The sequence below is a fragment of the Shinella zoogloeoides genome (assembly GCF_022682305.1).
Lineage (GTDB): Bacteria > Pseudomonadota > Alphaproteobacteria > Rhizobiales > Rhizobiaceae > Shinella > Shinella zoogloeoides_B.
On sequence record NZ_CP093528.1, the window covers coordinates 1,504,962 to 1,528,592 of the forward strand.

The window sequence follows — 23,631 nt, forward strand, 5'->3', positions numbered from 1 at the left end:
ACAGGGCGGCCGCTATTGGCTCAATGCGCAGTTGCAGGGCGAGCCACAGTGGAATGCTGGCGCTCCTGTGCTCGAACCTTTGCGCCGCCGACTGGGCCACCATCTCTCTGGCGCTGTTCCCGATTGAGGAGCCGCAAACCGTTGAGAACGACCAGCAGGGAGGCCCCAACATCGGCGGCGATCGCGCCCCAAAGGGATGCGAGACCGATCACCGTCAGCACTGTGAACAACAGCTTCACGGCGATCGAGAAGGCGATATTCTGCCGAATGACGGCGAGCGTGGCTCGTGAATGGCGCACGAGCCAGGGAAGTCTGGAGAGGTCGTCCGACATCAGGGCGACGTCTGCCGTTTCGATGGCTGCGTCGCTCCCCATTGCGCCCATGGCAATGCCGAGATTGGCGCGGCCCATGGCAGGGGCGTCATTGACCCCGTCACCCACCATGGCGACGACGCCATAGCGCCGAACCAGGTCCTCGACGGCCGTGACCTTGTCGCCGGGCAGAAGTTCCGCGCGAACTTCATCAATGCCGGTCTGCTTGGCAATCGCCTCGGCGGTGGCCCGATTGTCGCCTGTCAGCATCACCACTTTTTCCACGCCCGCCCGATGCAGCGCGGTGACGATATCCTTGGCTTCAGCCCTCACAGCATCGGCAACAGCGATCAGTCCCCAGACTTCCTGGCCGTCGCCAACGGCGACAATGGTCCGGCCAGCGCCGGAAAGTGTGTCGGCGCGTTCCAGGATGGCCGGTGAGCCGACCGCGCGTTCATCGAGGTAGCGGCGTGACCCAAGCCAGACTTCGCGACCGGAGACGCGGCCGGTCATGCCGCGACCCGTGATGGCCTGGACGGCCTCGGCCGGTTGTGCGGCAATGCCGTTTTCTGTTGCCCTCGCCAAAATAGCGCGGGCGATGGGGTGCTCGCTGCGCGCCTCGAGGGCTGCTGCTAACCGAAGAAGGTCATCCTCGTTTCGGCTGCCGAGCGCCAAGATCTCCACGACCTGAGGACGTCCTTCGGTGAGCGTCCCCGTCTTGTCCATGGCGATTGCTTTCAAGCGCGCCGGCGTCTCGAGATGGACGCCGCCTTTCACCAACACGCCCTGCTTCGCAGCTCCCGCAAGGGCAGCCACAATGGTCACGGGCGTCGAGATGACAAGGGCGCAGGGGCAGGCGATCACGAGCAATACGAGGGCGCGATAGAACCAAACCTCCCAGCCACCACCGAGCAACAGCGGCGGCACCAAAAAAACGGCTATCGCGAGCGCCATAACGACGGGCGTATAGACGCGTGCAAATTTCTCGACCCACTGCTCGCTGGGAGCCCGCCGGCCCTGCGCGGAGCCGACCATGCGGATGATCTGCGCGAGCGTGGTATCGCTTGACGCCTTGGTGGTCACGACGTCCAGCGCGCCTTCGCCGTTGATGGTGCCTGCAAAAACGTCGTCTCCTTCCGATTTGAAGACCGGGACGCTTTCGCCGGTGATCGGTGCCTGGTTGACCTCACTCTCTCCGGCGGCCACACGGCCGTCGAGCGGTACTTTATCGCCAGGTCGAATAATGATGTGCGAACCGACACGGACTTCGGCTGCCGGCACGTCTCTCTCCGTGCCGTCTTCAAGCATGATGCGCGCGGTCGGCGGCGCGAGCTCCATCAGGGCCGCCACGGCCCGCCGCGCTCGGCCGAGGCTCCAGGCCTCGAGAGCAAGGGCGAGCGCGAAGAAGAACGAAACCGTTGCGGCTTCGAACCAAGCGCCAATTCCGATCGCACCCACGACGGCGATCACCATCAGGAGGTTCATGTCGGGACGCAGGCGCCTGGCCGCGAGCCAAGCCTTCGGGGCCACGTAACGCACAGCACAAAGCGCGGCGAGCGTATAGAGAATGACGCTTAGCAGCGGCGTTGCACCTGCACCATGTTCGCCTGCCTCGAAGGCCGCGATGATTCCACCTCCGACCCAGGCGTGAACCGCAAATCCGATCGCGACGAACAGGCCGCTCGCAGCAGTCAGCCATGATTGAATGCGTCTGCGCCGCTCTTCTGCCCGTGCCCCTTCGCTGGTGGCGCCCTCGGTCCAGGGCTCCGCCTGCAGGCCGGCGCGTACAACGGCCTTCTCGATCTTGGCCTCCAAGGCGGCGTCAGGCGCCATGTCGATCGACATGCGGCCGTTAAGAAGGTCGAAAGCGAGCTTGTCCTCACCAACGAGCGGGCCGACTTCGCGCTTCAGGGCGGCGATCTCGTCGGCACAATCCATGCCATGGATTCGATAGACAACGCCGCCAGGCAGATTGATCGGCGGCGGGCTGAGGGCTTCCTTCACGTTGGTCGCGCAACCGCACGCGGATCCTGCGGCATCGCAGGTTGCCTGCTCAGCAACGGCCGGCGCTGTCCACAGCTCAGCCCGCATCCCGGTTCGCGCGACCGCCTGTTCGATCTCTTGGAGGGTTGTCCCGCTCTGAGGTGCAATGGTCATCGCACCCTGCGAAGTGTCGAAGGCGAGCTTATCCTCGCCAACGAGCGGTCCCAGTTCCCTGGTCAGAGCAGCCACCTCATTCTTGCAGTCGAGGCCGCGCACACGCAGGAGCATGGTTTCGGCCGAACCATCCTGGATGAGAGAGCCTGACATCCCGGTTCTTGAGATGCCGCTCACGAGTTCGTCGATCGAGGCACGGTGCTGAGGCGCGACCGTCATCAACCCCTTTGCTGTGTCGAAGGCGAGCCAGTCCTCACCGCCAACCAGAGGGCCGATTTCGCGCTTGAGCATCGCGACCTCGTTTTTGCAATCGAGGCCCTCGACCTTGAACAGCCACGCCGACGCGGAGGACTTATCCAGCTCAGCCAGCAATTGTGCCCTCATTCCAGTGGTAGCGACCGCCTGCTCAATGGTATCGAGTGCCGGAGCGGTCAGGCCCGCGACCTCCATGACACCGCCCTTGGTGTCGAACGACAACTTGTCCTCGCCACCGACGACGGGACCGACCGCGGCACGAAGCATCCGAACTTCGTTCTGACAATCCAAGCCCTCAACCTTGAAGCGTAACGTGCCTAAGGTGCTTCTAGCCTCGGCTTCAATAGTCATTGCGGTCTCCTAAATTTGCTTATTCTCTCGAGCCCGGCTCGAATCCTTTCACGCACCATACATTCTGTAGTGGCTACAGGAGCAAGAGGCCTTTCAATCGTTTTTTGCCGTCCAAGCGAGCGACAGACGTCAGCGTCCGGCGGCTATCAGCCCGACCACAATTCCATAGCTCGCGATTATTGAGGCGCCGGTGAGCGCCATGCCAAAAGCCCGGCCTGAGACTCGTTTGGCGTAGCCGAATGCAAAGGTGATGCGGCCAACCAGAAACAGAGCAACCAGCAGCGGTATGAGCACCAGTTCGGTTTCTCGCAGAAGCGCTGCTAGGGTCAGATGTGCGCCAAAAGCCAGTACTGTCTGCTCCAATGAATTCTGCAGCACCGCGGCACGCACGGCGATTGCCGGGCTGGGTTTGCCGAACGCCGAGCCCCGTATATCCGCCGGCGAATAGAACCTGCCTCTGCTCACCGCGCCGACGCAGCCGGCCAGCCAGAGAAACATGAGAATACTCGCCTTCAACGTGAACGCGATCCGCTCACCGAAGTCCATCTCTGGGCTGAGGCCGAACAATTCAGGAGGCAGCCAGGCATAGCCAACCACAAGGACGACCGCCGCGAAGGCGAGCGCGACGGCTGAGGCTCGGACAATGCCCACCTGGTCAGAACTGAGCCTCTTGAACACTGTCCTTGCTCCTTGTCGTCCTCCGCCGCCTGCCTGTGGTGATGAAAGACCGGGGGCGACCACTCATCGCGCGTGGGTTCACACGCCCCGATCATAGGTATATAAATCCTGTAGTAACTACAGAATCAACCCTTGCGAGGGGTCGAGGCCGTGACTGAACCCGGTCGCCGTAACAGCGGTCACGGCCACTTGGTGCCGAGATCGGGCACCGCAAGAACACGAGATGAGACCGGCGGATGAGCTTCTATTCGATTTATCAGCAGGGTTTCGTTCGCGTGGCTGCCTGTACACCGAAATGCGAAGTCGCCGATCCCAGCTACAATGTCGCTGAGACGCTCGCGCTCGCCCGCGACGGTGCGCGCCAGGGTGTTGCGCTGATGGTGTTCCCGGAATTGGGCCTCTGCGGTTACGCGATTGACGATCTTCTCGGCCAAGCCGCGTTGCTGCAGCGGGTGGAACAAGCGATCGAGGAAGTCGCGGCCGCGAGCCGCGAGCTTTCGCCGGTTCTGCTCATCGGCGCGCCGCTGGTGCGGGAAGGACGACTCTACAATTGCGCTGTCGCCGTCCATCGTGGGCGCATTTTGGGTGTTGTTCCCAAAGGACATCTGCCGAATTATCGGGAATTCTACGAAAAGCGTTGGTTCGCTTCGGGCCGAAACTTGAAAGGCGCTACCATCGAGATCGCTGGTCAGTCCGTCCCCTTCGGAATGGATATGATTTTAGCGGCCGAGGATTTGCCAGGCTTCGTCTTCCACGTCGAGCTGTGCGAGGACGTATGGGGACCGGCTCCGCCCAGCGACTTTGCCGCGCTCGCTGGCGCTCTCATCCTTACCAACCTCTCGGCCAGCAACATCACTGTCGGCAAGGCCGAAACCCGCCGGCTGCTCTGCGCAACCCAATCGGCGCGGTGCTGGGCTGCATACATCTATTCCGCGGCCGGTCCGGGCGAGTCGACGACGGACCTCGCTTGGGACGGTCAAGCCTGCATTTATGAACTCGGGCAGCTGCTGGCAGAGACCGAACGGTTCCCGCAGGACTCGCAAATGGCCATCGCCGATGTCGACGTTGATAGGCTCAGACTGGAGCGCCTGCGCACCGGCACCTTCAACGAGGCGGCCATCGCACAAGCTATGCCTGAAGACAGGTTCCGGCGTATCGGCTTCCGGTTCGAGCCGTCGATGACGGACCTCGGGCTGCGCAGGGCCGTCGCGCGCTTCCCCTATGCTCCAGCCGATCCGGCACGCCTCGACCAGGACTGTTATGAGGCCTACAGCATCCAGGTCCAGGGGTTGATGAAGCGCCTTCAGGCGACGGGCATCCGCCGCGTCTGCATCGGGGTCTCCGGTGGTCTGGACTCCACTCACGCGCTGATCGTGGCGGCGAAAGCGTTCGACCGGCTAGGCTGGCCCCGGTCCGACATTCTCGGCTTCACGATGCCGGGCTTCGCGACGGGGGAGGCCACCAAGGCAAATGCCTGGACGCTGATGCGTAGTCTCGGCGTCACCGCCGAGGAGATCGACATCAAGCCGTTGGCGCAGCAGATGCTGGCGTCACTTCAGCATCCGTTCGCGCAAGGCGAGCCGGTTTACGACGTGACGTTCGAGAACGTGCAGGCGGGCCTGCGCACGGACATCTTGTTCCGTGCAGCCAACCAGCGAGGCGCCATGGTGCTTGGCACTGGCGATCTGTCCGAAATCGCGCTCGGCTGGTCGACCTACGGTGTCGGCGACCATATGAGCCACTACAACGTCAACGCGTCGGTGCCGAAAACACTCATCCAGCATTTGATCCGCTGGGTGGCACAGTCAGCCGCCTTCGATGAGGCAACGAACGGCACGTTGCTCTCCATTCTTGACACTGTGATTTCGCCAGAACTCGTGCCGGCCGGCGAAGGCGGCGCCTTACAAAGTACGGAGGAGAAGATTGGGCCTTATGAACTGCAGGATTTTACCCTGTTTTATTTGACGCGCTATGGCCTGAAGCCGTCGAAGATCGCTTTCCTGGCCTTCCATGCCTGGCGTGACGCCACCGCCGGAGCTTGGCCTCCACAGTATCCGGAAGAGCGCCGTCGCGCATATGATCTGCCCACAATCAGATCGTGGATGGAGGTGTTCCTCTATCGCTTCTTCACGATCAGCCAGTTCAAGCGCTCGGCGTCGCCGAACGGCCCCAAAGTCACTGCTGGCGGCTCGCTGTCGCCGCGCGGCGATTGGCGCGCTCCGTCGGATGGCAACGCCCGCCTCTGGTTGGAGGAGTTGCGCGCTCACACGCCGTCGGAATGAACGTGCCCTGAGGGTTGGCGCTCAGCGGCCAACGGCAATCGGCGCACGGATGCCGATGACGCTTCCGCCCAGTTGTTATCCCTACTCGAACCACCGTTACGGAATGAATTCGCCATGATCACCATCGGAGCCTTGTCACAACGGACAGGCGTCAATATCGAGACAATCCGCTACTACGAGCGGATCAATCTCATCCCGCCGCCGCCCCGCACAGAGAGCAGGCGGCGCCTCTATGAAGCAGAGGATGTTCGGCGACTGACGTTCATACGCCATTCCAGGGATCTCGGCTTCGACATCCCGGCTATTAAGACGATGCTCGCTCTGCAGGAAAGGCCAGAGTCCTCTTGTGAGCAGGTGAGCCGAATTGCCACCGATCAGCTCGAAGCCGTCGAGGTGCGGATCCGACGCCTTCTCGGACTTAAGAGCGAGCTCACTCGGATGATCAAATCGTGCGACAATGGGAAAGTCGCATCGTGCCGGATCATAGAAGTTTTAGCTGACTCACCCAACTCGCATGATGCCCCCTGAATCGCTGAGGAATTCAGGAACATCCACGACTTTGTTGGCTAGGGAGTGCCCGAATACCCCATCTATAATAGTCGCTCTTGCTAGAAAAGACCAGCGGTTCTGGCTTTAGCGGGCGCGATTCTGGTGTCCAGAACCAGAGGTGATTCGCTCCACCGTCAGGCGTTTGGCCCCGCCCGGATTGTCCGGGCGGGGCGTCGCGCTGGTCCTACTCGCCGTTGCGGCGGCCGTTCGGGCGGGACCAGATGAGGCTGAAGCCTTCGCCTTCATCGTCGTCGAAGAGGTTGGCGTAGATCGGGGCATTGAAGCTGGGATCGTCGAGCTTCAGGCCCAGATAGGCGCGCCCCTCGTTGGAGGTCTTGGACCAGGCGGCGCCGATCTCGGCGCGGCCGACGAAGACGCGGTGGCTGGGGGCGTTCTCTCCGGTAGCGCGGGCCTCGGAGACGATGCGGACGTTCTTGGTCTGCAGGCTGAGGGTGACGATTTCGCCGGTGTACTGTAAGCGGTCAGCCGATGGCGTCAGGCTTGAAGTTCCATGGCATAAGCGCCTCGATATCCGCTACCGGCCAGCCTTGAGCGATGCGGGTCAAGGTCTGGGATAGCCAGTTCAGCGGATCGACGCTGTTCATTCTGCAGGTCTGCAGCAAGGTGGCCAGCGTGGCCCATGTCCGTCCACCGCCCTCACTTCCGGCGAACAGACTGTTCTTTCTCGTAATTGTTTGGGGCCTGATCGCGCGTTCGACTATGTTGGAGTCGATTTCGATACGGCCGTCCATCAGGAAGCGTTCGAGGGCCTCACGCCGCGTGAGCGCGTAGCGGATCGCCTCAGCAGTTTTGGATTTTCCCGAGACCTTACCCAGCTCCTTTTCCCACAGCTCGAAGAGGCTGGTGACGATGACCGAGGACGTTTCCTGACGGCGGCGGGCTCGGGTGCCGGCGTCCTTGCCGCGAACCTCGTCCTCGACCTTCCACAGTTCGGTCATGGCGACGATGGTGTCTGTCGCCGTCTGCGAGACCCCGCTGATGTGCAGGTCGTAAAACTTGCGCCGAAGATGAGCCCAACAGCCCGCCAGCTGGATCGTCTCGTTGCTCCCGGTCTTGGCCCGCGCCTTGGCCAGGTTGCTATAGGCCGAGTAACCGTCGACCTGCAGGATGCCGCTAAAGCCGGAGAGATGCCGCGCCACGCACTCGGCGCCTCGGCTGTCTTCAAACCGATAAGCAACCATCGGCGGGCTGGTTCCGCCGTAGGGTCGATCATCGCGCGCGTAAGCCCAAAGCCAGGCTTTCGTCGTTTTCCCTGAGCCGGGCGCCAAGGTGGGCAAGGTCGTTTCGTCGGCAAAGACCCTTTCGCCCTCTTTGACCCGCTCGAGGATATAATCGGCGCAGATCTGAAGCTCGAAGCCCAGATGCCCCATCCATTGGGCCATCAAATTCCGGCTGATCTCGACGCCGTCGCGCAAATAGATCGCCTCCTGGCGGTAAAGTGGAAGACCGTCGGCGTATTTGGAGACGGCGATATAGGCGAGCAGCCGCTCCGTCGGCAGGCCGCTTTCGATGATGTGTGCCGGCGCCAGGGCCTGGATCACGCCGTCGCGTGCCCGGAAAGCGTATTTGGGGCGGCGCGTCACGATGACCCGGAACTTCGGCGGCACGACATCCAGCCGTTCTGAGCGGTCTTCCCCGATCAGAACCTTCTCCAGCCCCGCGCACTCGGCGGGGACGTCCGGTTCGATCACCTCCTCGATGCGTTCGAGATGAGCGGCAAAGCCCTTGCGCGGACGCGGGGCGCGTTTCGGCTTGTCACCGGAAGCGCGATCAAGTTCGCTCTGGATCGCCGAAAGGCCGGTCTCGATCTCCTCGAAGGCAAAGGACACTTGCTCGTCGTTGACGGCCAGGCGCAGCCGCTCGGAACGCGTGCCATGTTGGGTGCGCTGCAGAACCTTCAGGATCGATGTGAGGTTGGCAATCCGCTCGTTGGCGCTTTTCTCGACCGCTTCCAGTCGGGTGATCTCGGCTTGTGCCGCGACAAGCCGAGCCTCGTTCGCAGCCCGTTCCTCGGCCATCGCTGATATCATCGCTTTCAGCGCATCGACGTCGTCCGGCAGGTCGGGAATGGGCAAAACCATGGGAGGCAATAGAGCACAAAAGCAGCCGTTTTCCCAACCATTACAGCGACATGATTCATCTTGCCGCAGGCCGATATCAGCCCGTCAGCAGCGGTCGCCGAACCTTGGCCGGACGGATCTTCTTCCAATCCATTCCAGCCAGCAGCGCCATTAGTTGCGAATGGTCGAGACGCACCCGCGCCGCCGATATGCCCGGCCAGCAGAAGCTGTTCTCTTCCAGGGTTTTCGAATAGAGACAGACCCCGCTGCCGTCCCACCAGACGATCCGGACACGGTCCGCCCGTTTCGATCTGAACACGTAAAGCGCGCCATTGAACGGGTCGAGGCCGCCTTCCCGCACCAGCGCCATCAAGGATGCGGCCCCCTTGCGGAAGTCGACCGGCTGGCACGACACGTAAACCACAACGCCGGAAGCGATCATGCCTTGCGCACCGCGCCGATAATTCCCGCCAACTGATCCGGATCAATATCCCCGCGCACCCGAACAACGACATCACCCAGAACGATCTCTACGGTCGCGCTGCCGCCCGTCTCAAAGCGCGCGAACTTCACCGGCTCGCTTTCCGACATGGTTCGATCGCCCAATGGCGCCGTCAATGGCGCCAGCGCCCCCGAGGAAAGTGCCTTCCTGCGCCATGCGTAGAGTTGCGACACGTCCAGTTCATAGGCGCGTGCAACCTCCGCCACCGTCCCTCCCGGCGAAAACGCTTCCGCCACAAGCCGCGCCTTCTCGTCATCAGACCAATGCCGCGGCGAACGTCGCGACGGCGTCGCCGTCAAAACTTCGAAGGTCCGAACCTGATTCACCTTGTCGCTCATATGACTCTCCGCATGACTCATGCAGAAAATGAGCTTCCACCGACAAACGCGCTACGTGGGTTTGCCTAACCGCTTACGGTGTACTCGTTGTTGCCGGTCTTCTTGAAGGTGCCGATGGTCGCCATGGTAGTTCTCCTTGAACTCTGTTCCGAGCCCGCACCATTGCGGCCTCGATGGCGATCGACAGGCCGGAGGCGATTGACGGCGCACCCCGCAGGGGCCTGACAGCAAAGGAGGGGCTTTCTTGGCTCGCGAGGAATGACGGCGCAGCCGGCAGGGGAAGAAAGTTTCGACGCCGCTGTTGCGGCATAGGCGATCGAGGCGCAGCCGACCTTCGGCCAGATCAGCCCATTGAAGAGGCCGTTTTGGAGCGGTCGACCTGACAGAGACGCATCACAGGAGAACGCGGCGACCACCCCGAACCGATGGACCGTGACGACGCCTGACACCGCGGTTCAAACCAGCTCCGGCGGACGCTCCGTTCCGCCGGCTCCTGCCCGTCGCCCACGCGATCGCCCCCTCTCAGCACTCGCACCGTCGTTGGACGCGCCGTCAGGGCATTGCCCCCAGCACCGTCACCGAGGGCATGGCGCGTCAGTTGGGTTAGCCGTTGATCCGATCAACGCGATTGCGAACGACCCTGCCGACGAAGAGCGCGACACGTAAGACATCAACCCACCGTCCTGCCGCCGCCGGCAACGATGTCAGGCGCGCGCGACGTTCTGCCCGGTTGGCCCGGGCGCGGCCATTGCTGTCACCCGAATCAGCGCCGTGACACCAACGGCGACTGCGCCGATGACGGAGAAGATGATCCGCCAGGTGTCGGAGGGCATGGTGTGTTTCACGATGCCATGTGTCGCATGGTAGCCGGCGAGCGCCGCGGGTGCGACGAAGGCGAGTGCGATCGCGAGCCGTATCCAGAGCGGACGAATGAAGGCGAGCAGGAACTGCCCGAGGCCGAGCGTCAGCGCGGCGGCGGCGAGGCCGACGAGGATTGCCCCGAGCCAACCGGCGCCGGTCTGGAAGGCCCAAGTCCCGGCACTGACGCCCGCGAAGAACGGAAGCGCGAAGACAGCCAGTGTGAATAGAAGCCAGCACAGGGCGCCGATCGCCACGATGCTGGAGAGGATGCCGATGAAAACCATGGTGGTGTTCTCCGTGAGATAGAGGTCTGACGGTCGCGCCTCCACCACCACCACGGCGCGTTGCCAGTATAGCCGAAGAGAAGGCGGGACGGGAGCGGAAATCCCGTAGGATTCCCGCTTGCAGTCGCGACGCCTTGCCCGCGGTCAGCGGGCGAAGGGATCGATCTCGTGAACGATGGCGGCGAATTCGCCGTCATATTCGCCGGCGGGCATGACGCCCATGGTGCCGTCGCCGGCCTGGAAGATGACGATCGAGACCATGAGGGTGGTGGCGAGGCTGAAGGCGAAGGCGTGAGCTTGATTGAGGGACATGTGACCGGCTCCTGTCTTGGAGGCGGGAGACCATCTCCCGCGCGACAGGCGCCCGATGTGTCCGGCCGATGGCCGCAATCACCGCGTAGGCGAAGCTGGAGCGGCGGCATGCTCGCATAGCCGACCCTTTACGGGTTGATGGCGTCAGGCCAGCGGCTGGACCAAGGATTAGCGCAATGGAAGCGGCAGATGGTTTTCCGCCTTGACCGGGGCCACAATGGGATTTCCCGCTCAATGCTTTCACTCCATAGCATCGCCGCCGTGCTCCCAGTCGTGATGCTGCCGAAACGGGCCGGTATGGTCATGCAAAGCGCAACAGCCGAAGAGAACGCCCGTGCCGAAGCTTCCCAAGAAGAGCGATTTCCCGGTGAGCCAGGTGCGGCGCTATCTGGAGCCCGGCCCGATCGTGCTGCTGTCGTCGAAGTGGCAGGGCGCGACCAACATTATGACGCTCGGCTGGCACACGATCCTGGAATTCTCGCCGTCTCTGGTCGGCCTGATGATCTCCGGCGGCAATCACAGTTACCGCATGATCCGCGAGAGCCGGGAGTGCGTGATCAACCTGCCGACGACGGCGCTGACCGATACCGTGGTCGGGATCGGCAACACGTCGGGGGCCGAGATCGACAAGTTCGCCAAGTTCAATCTCACGCGGCAAGAGGCGAGCAAGGTCGATGCGCCGTTGATCGGCGAATGCCATGCCAGCTTCGAATGCCGCCTTCACGACGACGCGCTGGTCGACAAGTACAATTTCTTCATCTTCGAGGTGGTGAAGGTGCATGTCGCCACGTCGCCAAAGCATCCTGAGACGCTGCATTACACCGGCGATGGCGTGTTCGTGGTGTCCGGCAAGGTCATCAGCCGCAGATCGCTGTTTCGACCCGAGATGCTGTGAGAGGCGGCGCTCACGCGCCACCTCCCTTCGGGCGGAAGTCGAACAGCGGGATGCCGAGCTTCCTCGCCTTGTCGGCGAGATTGTCCTGAATGCCGGTGCCAGGGAAGACGATGACCCCGATCGGCAGGACGTCCAGCATCTGATCGTTGCGCTTGAACGGTGCGGCCTTGGCGTGTTTCGTCCAGTCGGGGGCGAAGCCGACCTGCGGCACCTTGCGGGCGTCGGCCCATTTGGCCGCGATCTTCTCGGCGCCCTTCGGCGACTTGCCGTGCAGCAGCACCATGTCGGGGTGCTTGGCGTGGACCTGATCGAGCTTGGCCCAGATCAGGTGGTGATCGTTGAAGTCGAGCCCACCGGTAAAGGCGATCTTTGCACCGGCAGGTAGTAGCACCTGATTGTCGGCCCGCTTCTTCGCGGCGAGGAAGTCGCGGCTGTCAATCATCGCCGAGGTCAGGTTGCGGTGGTTGACCATCGATCCGCTGCGCGGTCGCCAGTTCGATCCGGTGTGGCGCTCGTAGTGCTCGGCGGCCTGGTCGCGCATCAGCTCGAAGGCGTTGCGGCGTTCGATCATGGTCTGGCCCTCGGCCGTCAGGCGTTCCAGCTCGACGGCCTTCACTTCGCTGCCGTCCTGTTCGCGCTGGCCGCGGCGCTGCGCCTGCTCGTTGTCGTCCAGCTCGCGCTCGATCCGGTCGGTGGCTCGGTGGAAGACGTTGACCGTCGACCAGAGGAGATCGTCGAGGTCGGGCTCGAGGCGGGTGTCCTCAAAGGTGACGATCAGGGCGTCAAAGATGTCGGCGATGGCGCCGGCGACATGGTCGCCTTCCGGAAGCGGTCGGGGATCGGGTTCATCCGTGAAGGGACGGTAGCCGTAAAGCTGGAGTTCGCTGAGGACATGGTCGGTGGGTGAAGAGGCGTGGTGCGGTTCGTAGTCGTCGTGCTCGCTCATCGGGATGCTCCGTCGGTTCGACCGCGACCCTCGCGGCCTTCATGGCGACGAAAGCCGGCGGGCGGGCCGGACCTGCACCCGCAGCGAGGCGGAGGGCCGGAGCACAGCGGAGGATGACGAAGGCGGGCTATTTTGCCTCGCGATGGAAAGGCCCGCAGGGCCGCCGGAAAATAGTCCGCCGCAGGCATTGCGGGTCCGGGCCGTTTGCTGGCCGATCGCCCTCTCGAAGGCCGGGGCGCGGTTCTCTCCGACATCAAGATCATCCGAGCGACGCCGACGACGGCGCTCCCGCCGTCTGCATTCTCCTGTCGGCCTATGCCGCCAGCGCCATGAAGCGTGCGACGTCCTGGGGCGCGATCTGCACCCGGGCCGCTGCCCGGAGGCTGTCCAGACCAGCCAGGCGGAGATCCTCGTTGAAGTCGCCCAGGCGCGGAGATACCACGACCGCCTCGATCCCGGCGGCGTTCGCCCGTTCGATCAAGGTCGTCATCGCACCGTCGCCGGCCGGATCATTGTCGCGGGCGATGTAGAGCCGGCGCAGCGTGTCGGGGAACAGGATGGCCGAGAGATGCGCCGCCGAGAGCGCCGCCGCCATCGGCATGGTGGGCAACGCCATTCTGAGCGACAGCATCGTCTCTATGCCTTCGCCCGCCGCCATCACTTCGCCCGCCACACCGAAGCGAACGGCGTGTCCCAGGAGGTCGCCCATCGCCCGTCTCGGTGTGTCGATCGGGGCCTTGTCCGAGCCGTCAGGGGCGAGCCAGGTGCGATGCGCGCCGGTCTGATGCTCGGCGAGATCGGTGACCGATGCGATCATCGCCGGCCAGGTCTCGGTCGGGGAATGCTCGTCGGGCCGGTAATAGCACCGGGGATGAAAGCGAAGGCTTCCGGTTCCGTGCAAATCCGCAATGCCGCGTGTGCGCAGATACGTCTTTACGAGCGTGCCCGAAATCGGCTGCGCCATGGCAAAGAGCCGCCGTGCCGCTTCCAGTGATCCGGTCGGCGCTGGTGATTTGCGCTCGCCGCCATGCGGACGGTCCGGTTCGGGATGCGGCATTGACAAGAAGGTGCGCGCCTCATCGGCGACGTCCTTGAAGTCGACCAGGCCGCAGCTCTCGCGGATGACGTCGAGCAGGTCGCCATGCTCGCCAGTGGCGGCGTCGGTCCATTTTCCGGCAGCGCCCTTGCCGTTTTCGCCGCCCTTCAGCCGCACGAACATCGAGCGGCCGGGGGTATTGCGTGCGTCGCCGACCAGCCAATAGCGGCCTTCGCGATGCCCGGCGGAGAGATAATGGCGGCACACCGCCTCTGCCTGTCGGCCGAGACGGATTGCCAGTTCGGAAGCGTCCTGTCGTGCCATCACGCAGCCTCCCGCTCACCGATGCGCTCGACCGGATAGCGCTCCAGCACCTTCGCCAGGATCGCAGCGCCGGTCGCATCGGTCGGCACGAACATCCGCAGCGTCCACGAGATGATTTCGTGGAACAGGCCGTAGGCGCGCAGGCGGTCACGCATGGCGTCGGTGAAACCGGACAGCTCGATTCGATTGGCGCCCATGACCCGGACGCGGCGAAGCTGAAGACCCTCGGTGAGATCGAGCACGGTCTTGCCGTCCATCAGCGCCATGAAGGCGTCGTCCGGCGTCAGGGTCGATGTGCTGGCGGCAAGCGCGCCGGCCACCCAGGCGGGAGAGACGCGGCGGCCGACGATACGCTCGCCGTCGTCGGTCTGGAGCCGATAGACCCGTGTCGACTCATTCGGCAGCCGCTTCCAGATCGGCAACAACAGCCCGCTGACGACATGGATGGTGCTGTCGGCATATTCCGGCACCTCGGCCACCTCAGCGTTCCATGCCGCGGTGAAACCGGCCTGATCGGCGTCGACCCAGTGGGTCTCGCCCATCATCTTAATGGGGACGTTCTGCGCCTCCATCGGCCGGATCAGCCGCACGCGACGTTCGATCTCGCCATCGTCCAGCATGATGCTGGTGGTCGGTATCTGCACGGCTGCGCGGCCCGAGCGCTCGTTGATCAGCAGTCTCGCGCCGGGGCCATCGAGACAATCGAGCGCCTCGACCAGCGTTACCGGCCGGTTGCGCTGGCGCTGGGTGATGGTCAGCAGCCGAGCCTCGGCCCCAGTGCCGGGATGAACGTGTATCGTCCGGCGATCGGTGACGATGAAACTCTCGGCCTGCAGCGTCTCCAGCCCGACATCGTAGCTCCCCGACGCGATGGCGCCTTCGATCTTGGCGTTCAACAGCCGCTCGAACGCCGTGAACAGGACGCCCTGAAGTTCGATGGTCAGGGCCAGCAGCCGGTTGAGAAAGGTGGTGATCGGCGGCAGTTCGTCCTTGATGCCGGTGGAATCCATCAACGAAAGACCAGTGGCGTCCTCGAACATCTGGAGCGAGCACCCCTCGACCTTGCCGCGCACCAGCAGCAGGTAGAGCTGCCGCAGGGCGTCGCGGGCGTAGTAGCTCTCCAGATTGTCTTCGGGTCGGAACAGGCCCTGGCCGCCGGTCTGGCGCTGTCCGCGCGTGATCGCGCCCAGCGTGTCGAGGCGACGGGCGATGGTCGAGAGAAAGCGCTTTTCTGCCTTCACGTCGGTCGAGATCGGCCGGAACAGCGGCGGCTGCGCCTGGTTGGTCCGGTTGGTGCGTCCGAGACCCTGTATGGCGGCGTCGGCCTTCCAGCCCGGCTCCAGCAGATAGTGGACGCGCAGCCGCTGGTTCCGCGCCGATAGGTCGGCGTGATAGCTGCGGCCGGTGCCGCCGGCGTCGGAGAAGATCAGGATGCGCTTCTGATCGTCCATGAAGCCTTGCGTCTCGGCGAGATTGGCCGAGGCGGCGCGGTTCTCCACGGCGAGGCGATCGATTCCGCCGGGGCTGGACTTGCGGACAATCCGGCGCGAACGTCCCGTCACCTCCGCCACGACATCGGTGCCGAAACGTTGGACGATCTGATCGAGCGCGCCGGGGACCGGCGGCAGCGAAGCGAGCCGTTCGATCAGACGGTCACGGCGGGCGATGGCGTCGCGGCTCTCGACCGGCTGGCCGTCGCGAAACACCGGCCGCGACGACAGATTGCCCTCGCTGTCGGTGAATGGCTCGTAGAGCTGCACCGGGAAGGAGTGGGCGAGATAATCCAGAACATACTCGCGCGGAGTGATGTCTACCCGGACGTCGTTCCATTCCTCCGTCGGGATCTCAGCGAGACGGCGCTCCATCAAGGCTTCGCCGGTCGACACGATCTGGATCACGGCGGCATGGCCGTCGGCCAGGTCCTGCTCGATCGACCGGATCAAGGTCGGGGTCTTCATCGACGTCAGCAGATGGCCGAAGAATCGCTGCTTGGCGGATTCGAAGGCCGAGCGGGCGGCGGACTTGGCCTGCCGGTTCAGCGTGCCGCCGTCGCCGGTAATGTTCGCTGCCTGCATCGCCGCGTCGAGATTGTTATGGATGACGGCGAATGCCCCGGCATAGGCGTCGTAGATGCCAGTCTGCTCAGGCGTGAGCTGGTGCTCGACCAGCTCGTATTCGACGCCGTCATAGGAGAGTGAGCGGGCAGTGTAGAGACCGAGCGAGCGCAGGTCGCGGGCCAGCACTTCCATCGCCGCGACGCCGCCATCCTCGATCGCCTCGACGAATTCAGCACGGGTCGAGAACGGGAAGTCCTCGCCGCCCCAGAGACCAAGGCGCTGGGCGTAGGCGAGATTGTGGACGGTGGTCGCGCCGGTCGCCGAGACATAGACGACGCGCGCATTCGGCAGCGCGTGCTGGAGCCGGAGGCCCGCGCGGCCCTGCTGCGAGGCGGCGACGTCACCGCGTTCGCCCTTGCCGCCAGCGGCGTTCTGCATGGCGTGGCTCTCGTCGAAGATGATCACTCCATTGAAGTCGGAGCCCAACCATTCGACGATCTGCTTGACGCGGGAAAGCTTCTCGCCGCGGTCGTCGGACCGTAGCGTGGCATAGGTGGTGAATAGGACGGCTTGCGAGAGCGTGATGTCCTTGCCCTGCGGGAAACGCGATAGCGGCGTGATCAGCAGCCGTTCCATGCCGAGCGCCGACCAGTCACGTTGCGCGTCCTCCAGCAGCTTGTCGGATTTGGAGATCCACACCGCCTTGCGGCGCCCCTGCATCCAGTTGTCGAGGATGATGCCGGCAGACTGGCGGCCTTTGCCGGCACCGGTGCCGTCACCGAGCATGAAGCCTCGGCGGAAGCGCACGGCGTTCGGCGCATCGTCGGGCGCGGCCGAGACGACGTCGAAGGTCTCATCGAGCGTCCACGAACCGGCGAGGAAGTCGGCATGCGCCTCGCCGGCGTAGATGAGGGTTTCGAGCTGGGCGTCGGAGAGGAGCCCATCATTGACGATGTTCGCCGGCAGCCGGGGCCGATAGCTCGGCTTGGGCGGCGCGACCGAGGCCATCGCCACGGATTGCACCAGCTTGGTCGGATGGGGCTGAGCACCGGGGATACGGATCGCCTGCAACCCGTAGTCTTCATAGATCGCGTCGGTGATCCGGCCATCTTCGGCAGGCGTCCAGTCCACGATCTCATAGGCGAGTTCGACGCCTTCGGGTTCGCTAACAGTGCGGAGGGGAGAAGATGTGGCGGCGCGCGCGAGATAGCCGCGAACGGTACTCGGCGCGGCTGCCGGGACGGCGGCGGGAACCGAGATGCCGGTATCGACCGGCAAACGTCCCGGAACATGCTCGCCGATCCAGCCGATCAGGGTGGCGACGTCGGGTGCAACGCCTGGTGATGCCGGGAATGCGACGGCGTTTTCCGCCGGGGCCTTGTCGATCACGGTCAGGCGAGTGTCGATGGTCGTGCCATGCTTGGCATAGACCGCACCGTCGATCGCGGCGGTGAATACCACGCGGCCATGTTCCTGAAGTCGGACGAAGGCGTCGCGCCAGGCGGGCGCATCCGGTGAGAAGCTCGATCCGGTGATCGTCACCAGCCGCCCGCCATTGGCCAGTCGCGCCAGCGCGGAGGCGATATGGCGATAGGCGGCGTTGGCCATCCGGCCCGTCACGTTCGCCATCACCGAGAACGGCGGGTTCATCAGGATGATGCTGGGCACGCTGTCCGGCGCGAGATGATCGTCGATCTGGGCCGCGTCGAAGCGGGTGACGGCGATGGCCGGAAAGAGGGATGCCAGGAGGTCGGCGCGAGTGTCGGCCAGCTCGTTCAGCATGAGCGCGCCGCCGGTAATCTCCGCCAAGGCGGCAAGGAGTCCCGTGCCGGCAGAGGGCTCCAGCACGCGATCAGCAGGCGTGATCGCCGCAGCGGTTAGCGCGGCGACGCCGAGAGGAAGCGGCGTCGAGAACTGCTGGAATGACTGGCTCTCCTCCGATCGCCGTGTGTGGGTGGGAAGAAGGGTGGCGATCTTCGCCAGCATCGGCAGCGCGGCGGCCGGAGAGCCGGCTTTGCGGAAAAGCGCATTGCCGTACTTGCGGAGGAAGAGGACCGTCGCGACCTCGCAGGCCTCGTAGGCTGACTTCCAGTCCCAGGCGCCCGTGGTATCGGAGGCACCGAACGCCGCTTCCATGGCGGCGCGCAGGATCTGCGCATCGACGCGCTGACCGCGTTCGAGATGGGGAAGCAAGAGCTGTGCGGCTCGGAAAATAGCAGCAGAAGGATCAGGGAGACCGCTGAGGGGAAGCGGCGCTGCCAGCGGAGCTGCCGCTGATGCAGGGATCATCGTCATGGGAAGAACCTCGGAGAGCGGATTGGGACGAACCGGCGGCGCTCTCTCTCGACCGGACCGGCTCGAACCCGTCCCGGCCAACCTCTCACTCTGGCGCGCGGTATGACCGCCTGACCGCGCGGCCTTCCGAGGTGGGCCGTGCGGCGCTACACTCCTCCATCCAGCACATGGCGAAACTCGGCCCCGGCGATCGGGGACGCATGTCCGCCCGACCGAGCGAGGCCCCGAAGGGAGACGGTGATGAAGGGAAGTGTGATCGGCATGGTGGCCGGAGGATGCCTCGTAGTGGGCTTTGGCGCAGGCTTCGCGCTCCGCCCGGTGATCACGCCCGGCGGCGCATCAGCCGCCGCTGTCGCTGGTGTCGCACAGCCGACCGAGGACGAGGCCATCGCGGCCGTCCGTCGCCATCGCCTTTTCACGGGGACGTCGCTGGCCAATGCGACGCTCAAGCTCGGGGAATGTTCGCCGGGCGGTGTTGGTCCTGGCGTGACGTGCATGACGCAGCTCACGATGGATTCCACGCGGGCGAACGCTACGCCGCAGAACCGGCCAGTCGGCTTCGCGCGCGTCAACGGGCAATGGGAAGTGGCTGTCTGGTAGAATTCAGGCAGCTATTTCGCCGCCCGTATTGGGCGGAAGGTAGGCGTCGTAGGGATTGCCATCAGCCAGATGGCCGAACGGCGTGAACATATAGTCGCCACCGTCACGGCCGACCGCACAGATGACATAGCGCGGCTCGCCGGTCGCGGCGTCCGTGCATTCCATCAACGCCAGATCGCCACTTTCCGCGGCGCGCAGCAGGGTTTGGAAATTGGCGCGCGCATGGTCGGGGATCATCGCGCATCTCCTTCGGCGAGCCAGCGGCCGGTGCTGATCCACTCGATCGTGCGGCCGGTGGAGAGATCGAGCAGATGGGCGCCGCCGGAGAAACCGTCGACGACAGGTTCCGAGGCGACGCCGGCCCACTGAAAGCCCCAGGTGCCGGTGAGCCCGAACGTCTCCGCGCAGCGGGTGACGAAGGTGATCAGCAATTGCGGATCGGCGGTTCCGGGGTCGCGAAGCCAGAGGCGCGTCGCGCCGTGCTTGGGTGTCAGGGAGAGCAGGAACGGCTCGGCGGGCGGGTCCTCGCGACCGTTCTCGGCCATCAGCGCGATGTAGAGGTCGAAGGCCCGCGCGACATTGGCGACCGAGCCGACGTCGAGCAGGCAGGAGAAGCGGGTGAGAAAATCGGGCATGTCGGGCTCCTGAAACGAAAAGAGCCCGGCGCTGGGCCGGGCTCGGATGGGTCGGGATGGTGGTTGGAAGGGTCAGTAGCCGAACTGCCAGGACGGCCAGGATTGGCCGTCATCGGTGGCCGCCACGGCTTGAGCCAGGTACTCGGGATTGCCCTCGACCACGGTGGGGTCGCGGACAGGCGTCTCGTCGATGACGGTCACTCGGACAACGAGGTCATCCTCGACCTCGACATGGACCGGCACGAGGTACTGGAAGACGACGTGCCGGGTTGGCGTAGGGCTGGATTGCGCCATGCGGAAGGTCCTTCAATTGGAGGAAGGTGCGGAGCGGCCGAAACCGCCCCGCGAGCCCATCATTCGGCGGCGACAAGGTGACGTTCGTCGTCGTCGCCGTTGGCCGGCGTTTCCGGATCTTCGTCAGTGCTCAGGAAGTCGGGCAGCTCGGCCGCCTCGGCTTCCCCGCCGCTCTGAGCGTCCGATGCAGGATCGGCTGCGAGATCAGCGAGTCGAAGCGGTTCGGGCAGCCAGCCGGTGTCGACCAACAGCCGCTCGGCCTCCTTGGCCATGTCGCCCTTCTTCAGATGATCGATAAGCTGCGCTGACGCGTCGCCCTTGGCTTCACGCACCGCTTCGAGAATGCGCGGCTTGGTCACCCGGCTGAGATAGTTGTCGACGGTCGGGCGCCATCCCGCTTCCGCCATGTCGAGACCGACAGCGCGTGCGATCCGATCGGCCTGCTTCAGCCGGCGCTCCAACCCGTGCTGAGAGATGCCGGAGCCGCCGTAGCGGTCGACCTTCTCGGAGAGGGCATTGACGCCGTAAGAGACGCAATGCGCCAGCAGGGCCGTCCGGCTGGCGTCGTCAAGATCGACCAGCCAGTTCCACAAGGCATCCTCATCCTGCGGGATGTCGGCCTCCCAGCCTTCCTGCCGTTCCGCCACCGACTTGGCGGACGTGCTGTCCTTCAGGTCGGCGGCCTGGACAGAGAAGAAGACGTGACGGACCGAGATCTCCAGGCACCCGCCGGAAGACGAGGTGCGGTGGAAGGTGTCGAGCACCAGCTTGTGCAGCAGCGCCGTGATGGCGACGTGCGGGTTGCCTGCCAGCGCATCCCGCAGCGCGAGGGTGCGGTGGGCCGTCAGCTCACTGACCAGGCGTTCGGGCAACGGCTTGACGACGTCGTCCTCCTCGTCCTCCGGTTCGGGCTGGCCGCCGATGGTGATGACCGCCCGCATCGGCTGCGCGTTCGGTGCGGGGCCTTCGGTTTCGCCGTCGCCGTTGGTCTCACGCTCGATGGGCGCCTCGTCCTCGGGACGGACATAGCCGCGCTCGACGGTCAGTCGGCCCGAGCTGTCGATGCTGACAAAGGCGCCAGCGCGCGCGATCTCGGCCGGATCGTAGAGGGTCGGCCGGTTCTGGAAGGCGGCGATCGCCGTCTCGATCTCCTCGAGCCGCAGATCGACCGCCTCCGGCAGGTCCTCGCCATCGTCATGCTCGGCGTAGAGCCGGTCCAGTTCCTCGGTCAGGGCCTCGTATGCGGCCTGTTCGTCGGCGGAGAGTTCGGAGCGTTCGCCCGCGATCCGGCGCAAACCGGTGGTGTGGCCGTAGGGGAAGTCCAGCGCGGCATCGATCCAGCGCCAGCCCTCAGCCGCGAGTTCCTCGGCAGCGGCGCCGATCTTCGCGGTGGCGAGGGTGTCGAGCAACGCCGGATCCTGCAGCCATCCGCCGTCGTCGGCCTGGAACAGGTCGCGCAGCGTTGCGCCGCCCGCTGCCTCATAGGCCTCGATCCCGACGAATTGCGCACGACGATCAGAGGCGCGCACCGCGCCCTCGGTCAGCATGCGCCGGATCTCATAGGGCTGGCGGCTGTAGGATCGCTGGATGGTCTCCCACACCTCCATCTGCCGGGCATGGTCATGCGACACCGTGAAGGCCATGAGCTGGTCAAGTGCGATGCCGTCCTCGGCATAGACGTCAAGCAGCGCCGGAGCGACCGAGGCGAGCCGCAGTCGCTGACGGACCACGGCCGGGGTGACGTAGAAGCGGGCGGCGATATCCTCCTCGCCCATGCCGCGCCCGATCAGCGCCTGGAAGGCCTTGAACTGATCGAGCGGATGGAGCGCCTCGCGGTGGACGTTCTCGGCAAGGCTGTCTTCCTCAGCCGGGATCGCGGAGGCCGCGTCGCGGACGTTGCAGGGGACCGGTGCGGTCTTTGCGAGACGCTTGGCCTTGACCAGCAGTTCGAGCGCCCGGAATCGGCGACCGCCCGCTGGGACCTCGAAGATGCCGGTTTCCACACCCTCGCCGTCGAGCACAGGGCGGACGTTGAGGTTTTGAAGAAGACCACGGTGGCCGATATCCTCGGCCAGTTCGGAGATCGAGACGCCGGCCTTGGTCTTGCGGACGTTGGCCTGGCTCAGGATGAGCTTGTTGAAGGGGATGTCGCGACGCTCGCCAAGGGACGCGATCTTCTGAACGGCGGTTGCCATGTCGGGATACTCCACGACGGGCGGCCGAAAGACTCTCTCTCAGCCTCCAACCCGTCACGAAGCGAAGCGCCGCCCTCTTCCTCTAAAGGGGGCAGCGCCACGGACCGGCAAACCGGAAAGAGACGGAAGCGCAAAGCCGGAGACACGGAAAACCGCATCCCCGACTTCGCGGAAATCAGGCCGCTCGATCGAGCAGCTTCTTGGCCTTGCCTTCCATGTCGAGGCGGGCGTCCTGATGCGGCTTGTCGCGCGCGACGGCAGTGATGCCCTGCACGAAATCGAAGATGCTCTCGGGCGGACGGCCTTCCTCTGCCAGGACTGTGTCGATGATCGTGCCGGTCTCGGCCTTGGAGAAGCCGCGTCGGCGCAGGAAGTCGGTGCGGTCTTCGTCCGTCCTGGCGACGATCCGCTCGCGGGCGGCCTTGATGCCATTGACGAAAGGCAGGGGTGAGGAATTGGCGAAGTTCGCCAGCGCTGGCGCCGCCTCATGGGCGAAACGGTTGGCTGCATATTTGCTGTGGCGGATGCTGATCTCCTCGAAGTCCTCCACGCCCCACAAATTCCGATTCTGGCAGACCGCGCGGAGATAGAAGCTCGCCATGCCGAGCGTCTTGGCGCCGACCTCGGAGTTCCAGCAGTAGAAACCCCGGAAGTAGAAATCCGGCGAGCCGTCTGGCAGGCGCCCGGCCTCGATCGGATTCAAGTCGTCGACCAGGAACAGGAAGACGTCGCGGTCGGAGGCATAGAGCGTCGTCGTATCCTTGGTGATGTCCACGCGCGGATTGTAGATGCCGGTCGACCAGTCGAGCACGCCCGGCACTTTCCAGCGGGTGTCGCCCGTGCCGTTGCCGGCGATGCGCTGCACGGCCTCGACCAGCTCGTGGTCGAAGATGCGCCCATAATCCGGCCCGGTGACGGCGCGCAGCTCGACCCGGCCGTTGTCGGTTTCGAGTGTCTTGATCTGCTCGGCCCGATTGGAGGTGAGGCCATACTGCAGGTTGATGGCGGCAAGTGCGGCAGGGAGCTGTCGCAAATAGGCGGCGGGCGCACCGACTAGGCTGGCGAGCTGGCCGAAGGACCAGTGTGTAGGCGCGATTGCCGCATCGGTGCCCGGCAGGATCAGCGCCAGCCGCTCTGAATCGTTGCGGTTCGCCTCGACGTGGATGAGCGCGCTCTCCACCACCCGCGTCCGGCTGCGTTCGGTACGGTCGCGAACCGTATGGGCCAGCTCCGACAGGGAGAGGTAGCGCTCGTCGGCCGGACGCGAGAACCACTCCGACGAGACGCGGCCGATCCGCTCCCCCCGGCTGACATCGACCTTGTAACCGCCGTTCGAGTCGCGGCGAGCGTCGAGGACCTGCATGTTCATGGGATCAATCTCCATGACGGGCGT

General features: G+C 64.5%; 20 protein-coding genes. 4 read left to right on the top strand and 16 right to left on the bottom strand.

All coding sequences use genetic code 11. The features are described from left to right. Positions 1–20 precede the first annotated feature (20 nt). Together MOE34_RS07830 and MOE34_RS07835 are read right to left on the bottom strand one after the other, a co-directional pair. The gene (locus MOE34_RS07830; RefSeq protein WP_097142796.1) at positions 21–3,074 is read right to left on the bottom strand and encodes a heavy metal translocating P-type ATPase; all 3,054 of its coding nucleotides are present in this window, start codon (positions 3,072–3,074) and stop codon (positions 21–23) included. 129 nt (positions 3,075–3,203) lie between these two features. Further along, a complete protein-coding gene (locus tag MOE34_RS07835; RefSeq protein WP_024338471.1) occupies positions 3,204–3,752 on the bottom strand; it encodes an MAPEG family protein in 549 nt (182 codons plus the stop codon). A 236-nt stretch (positions 3,753–3,988) separates the two neighbouring features. On the opposite strand from MOE34_RS07835, the gene MOE34_RS07840 reads away from it, so the two are divergent. Both MOE34_RS07840 and MOE34_RS07845 read left to right on the top strand, forming a co-directional pair. Then, on the top strand, positions 3,989–6,034 hold the full coding sequence (locus MOE34_RS07840) for an NAD(+) synthase (protein ID WP_024338472.1): 2,046 nt from the start codon (positions 3,989–3,991) through the stop codon (positions 6,032–6,034). A gap of 114 nt (positions 6,035–6,148) precedes the next feature. Further along, entirely contained in the window at positions 6,149–6,562 is a 414-nt protein-coding gene (locus MOE34_RS07845; RefSeq protein ID WP_024338473.1) for a MerR family transcriptional regulator, read from the top strand. Between the two features lie 205 nt (positions 6,563–6,767). On the opposite strand, the gene MOE34_RS07850 is transcribed toward MOE34_RS07845, so the two are convergent. From MOE34_RS07850 to MOE34_RS07875, 6 genes are all read right to left on the bottom strand, one after another. Next, complete coding sequence (locus MOE34_RS07850; protein ID WP_242223838.1) at positions 6,768–7,082, bottom strand: DUF736 domain-containing protein; 315 nt, start codon at positions 7,080–7,082, stop codon at positions 6,768–6,770. Beyond that, positions 7,066–8,685 (bottom strand): IS66 family transposase, encoded by a 1,620-nt coding sequence (tnpC, locus tag MOE34_RS07855; RefSeq protein ID WP_242220763.1) that lies wholly within the window; start codon positions 8,683–8,685, stop codon positions 7,066–7,068. The genes MOE34_RS07850 and tnpC overlap by 17 nt, the downstream gene beginning before the upstream one ends. Before the next feature lie 76 nt (positions 8,686–8,761). Next, on the bottom strand, positions 8,762–9,106 hold the full coding sequence (tnpB, locus tag MOE34_RS07860; protein WP_112700979.1) for an IS66 family insertion sequence element accessory protein TnpB: 345 nt from the start codon (positions 9,104–9,106) through the stop codon (positions 8,762–8,764). Beyond that, entirely contained in the window at positions 9,103–9,504 is a 402-nt protein-coding gene (locus MOE34_RS07865; RefSeq protein WP_242220761.1) for a transposase, read from the bottom strand. Before MOE34_RS07865 ends, tnpB begins: the two co-directional genes overlap by 4 nt. A gap of 704 nt (positions 9,505–10,208) precedes the next feature. Continuing rightward, a complete protein-coding gene (locus MOE34_RS07870) occupies positions 10,209–10,649 on the bottom strand; it encodes a hypothetical protein (RefSeq protein WP_242222649.1) in 441 nt (146 codons plus the stop codon). Between the two features lie 144 nt (positions 10,650–10,793). Then, positions 10,794–10,961, bottom strand: a complete 168-nt coding sequence (locus tag MOE34_RS07875; RefSeq protein ID WP_242222651.1) for a hypothetical protein — start codon at positions 10,959–10,961, stop codon at positions 10,794–10,796. A 334-nt stretch (positions 10,962–11,295) separates the two neighbouring features. On the opposite strand from MOE34_RS07875, the gene MOE34_RS07880 reads away from it, so the two are divergent. After that, a complete protein-coding gene (locus tag MOE34_RS07880; protein ID WP_242222653.1) occupies positions 11,296–11,856 on the top strand; it encodes a flavin reductase family protein in 561 nt (186 codons plus the stop codon). Positions 11,857–11,866: 10 nt separating this feature from the next. Here the strand turns inward: MOE34_RS07880 and MOE34_RS07885 are convergent, their stop codons facing one another. From MOE34_RS07885 to MOE34_RS07895, 3 genes are all read right to left on the bottom strand, one after another. After that, positions 11,867–12,802, bottom strand: a complete 936-nt coding sequence (locus MOE34_RS07885) for a DUF2493 domain-containing protein (RefSeq protein ID WP_242222655.1) — start codon at positions 12,800–12,802, stop codon at positions 11,867–11,869. 313 nt (positions 12,803–13,115) lie between these two features. Beyond that, positions 13,116–14,162, bottom strand: a complete 1,047-nt coding sequence (locus MOE34_RS07890; protein ID WP_242222657.1) for a DUF7146 domain-containing protein — start codon at positions 14,160–14,162, stop codon at positions 13,116–13,118. Then, on the bottom strand, positions 14,162–18,514 hold the full coding sequence (locus tag MOE34_RS07895) for a strawberry notch-like NTP hydrolase domain-containing protein (protein WP_242222659.1): 4,353 nt from the start codon (positions 18,512–18,514) through the stop codon (positions 14,162–14,164). Before MOE34_RS07895 ends, MOE34_RS07890 begins: the two co-directional genes overlap by 1 nt. A 240-nt stretch (positions 18,515–18,754) precedes the next feature. On the opposite strand from MOE34_RS07895, the gene MOE34_RS07900 reads away from it, so the two are divergent. Further along, on the top strand, positions 18,755–19,114 hold the full coding sequence (locus MOE34_RS07900; RefSeq protein WP_242222660.1) for a hypothetical protein: 360 nt from the start codon (positions 18,755–18,757) through the stop codon (positions 19,112–19,114). A 3-nt stretch (positions 19,115–19,117) separates the two neighbouring features. Here MOE34_RS07900 and MOE34_RS07905 read toward each other — a convergent pair whose 3' ends face one another. The 5 genes from MOE34_RS07905 to MOE34_RS07925 form a co-directional block, all read right to left on the bottom strand. Beyond that, positions 19,118–19,351, bottom strand: a complete 234-nt coding sequence (locus MOE34_RS07905) for a DUF6117 family protein (protein WP_052819637.1) — start codon at positions 19,349–19,351, stop codon at positions 19,118–19,120. After that, entirely contained in the window at positions 19,348–19,749 is a 402-nt protein-coding gene (locus MOE34_RS07910) for a hypothetical protein (protein ID WP_242222663.1), read from the bottom strand. The genes MOE34_RS07905 and MOE34_RS07910 overlap by 4 nt, the downstream gene beginning before the upstream one ends. A 72-nt stretch (positions 19,750–19,821) precedes the next feature. After that, positions 19,822–20,043: a hypothetical protein gene (locus tag MOE34_RS07915; protein ID WP_242222664.1), complete on the bottom strand. Its 222-nt coding sequence runs from the start codon at positions 20,041–20,043 to the stop codon at positions 19,822–19,824. Between the two features lie 59 nt (positions 20,044–20,102). After that, positions 20,103–22,238 carry a ParB/RepB/Spo0J family partition protein gene (locus MOE34_RS07920; RefSeq protein WP_242222670.1) on the bottom strand — a complete coding sequence of 712 codons (2,136 nt, stop codon included), beginning with the start codon at positions 22,236–22,238 and terminating at the stop codon, positions 20,103–20,105. Positions 22,239–22,413: 175 nt separating this feature from the next. Continuing rightward, positions 22,414–23,607: a DUF932 domain-containing protein gene (locus MOE34_RS07925; RefSeq protein WP_242222672.1), complete on the bottom strand. Its 1,194-nt coding sequence runs from the start codon at positions 23,605–23,607 to the stop codon at positions 22,414–22,416. Positions 23,608–23,631 lie beyond the last annotated feature (24 nt).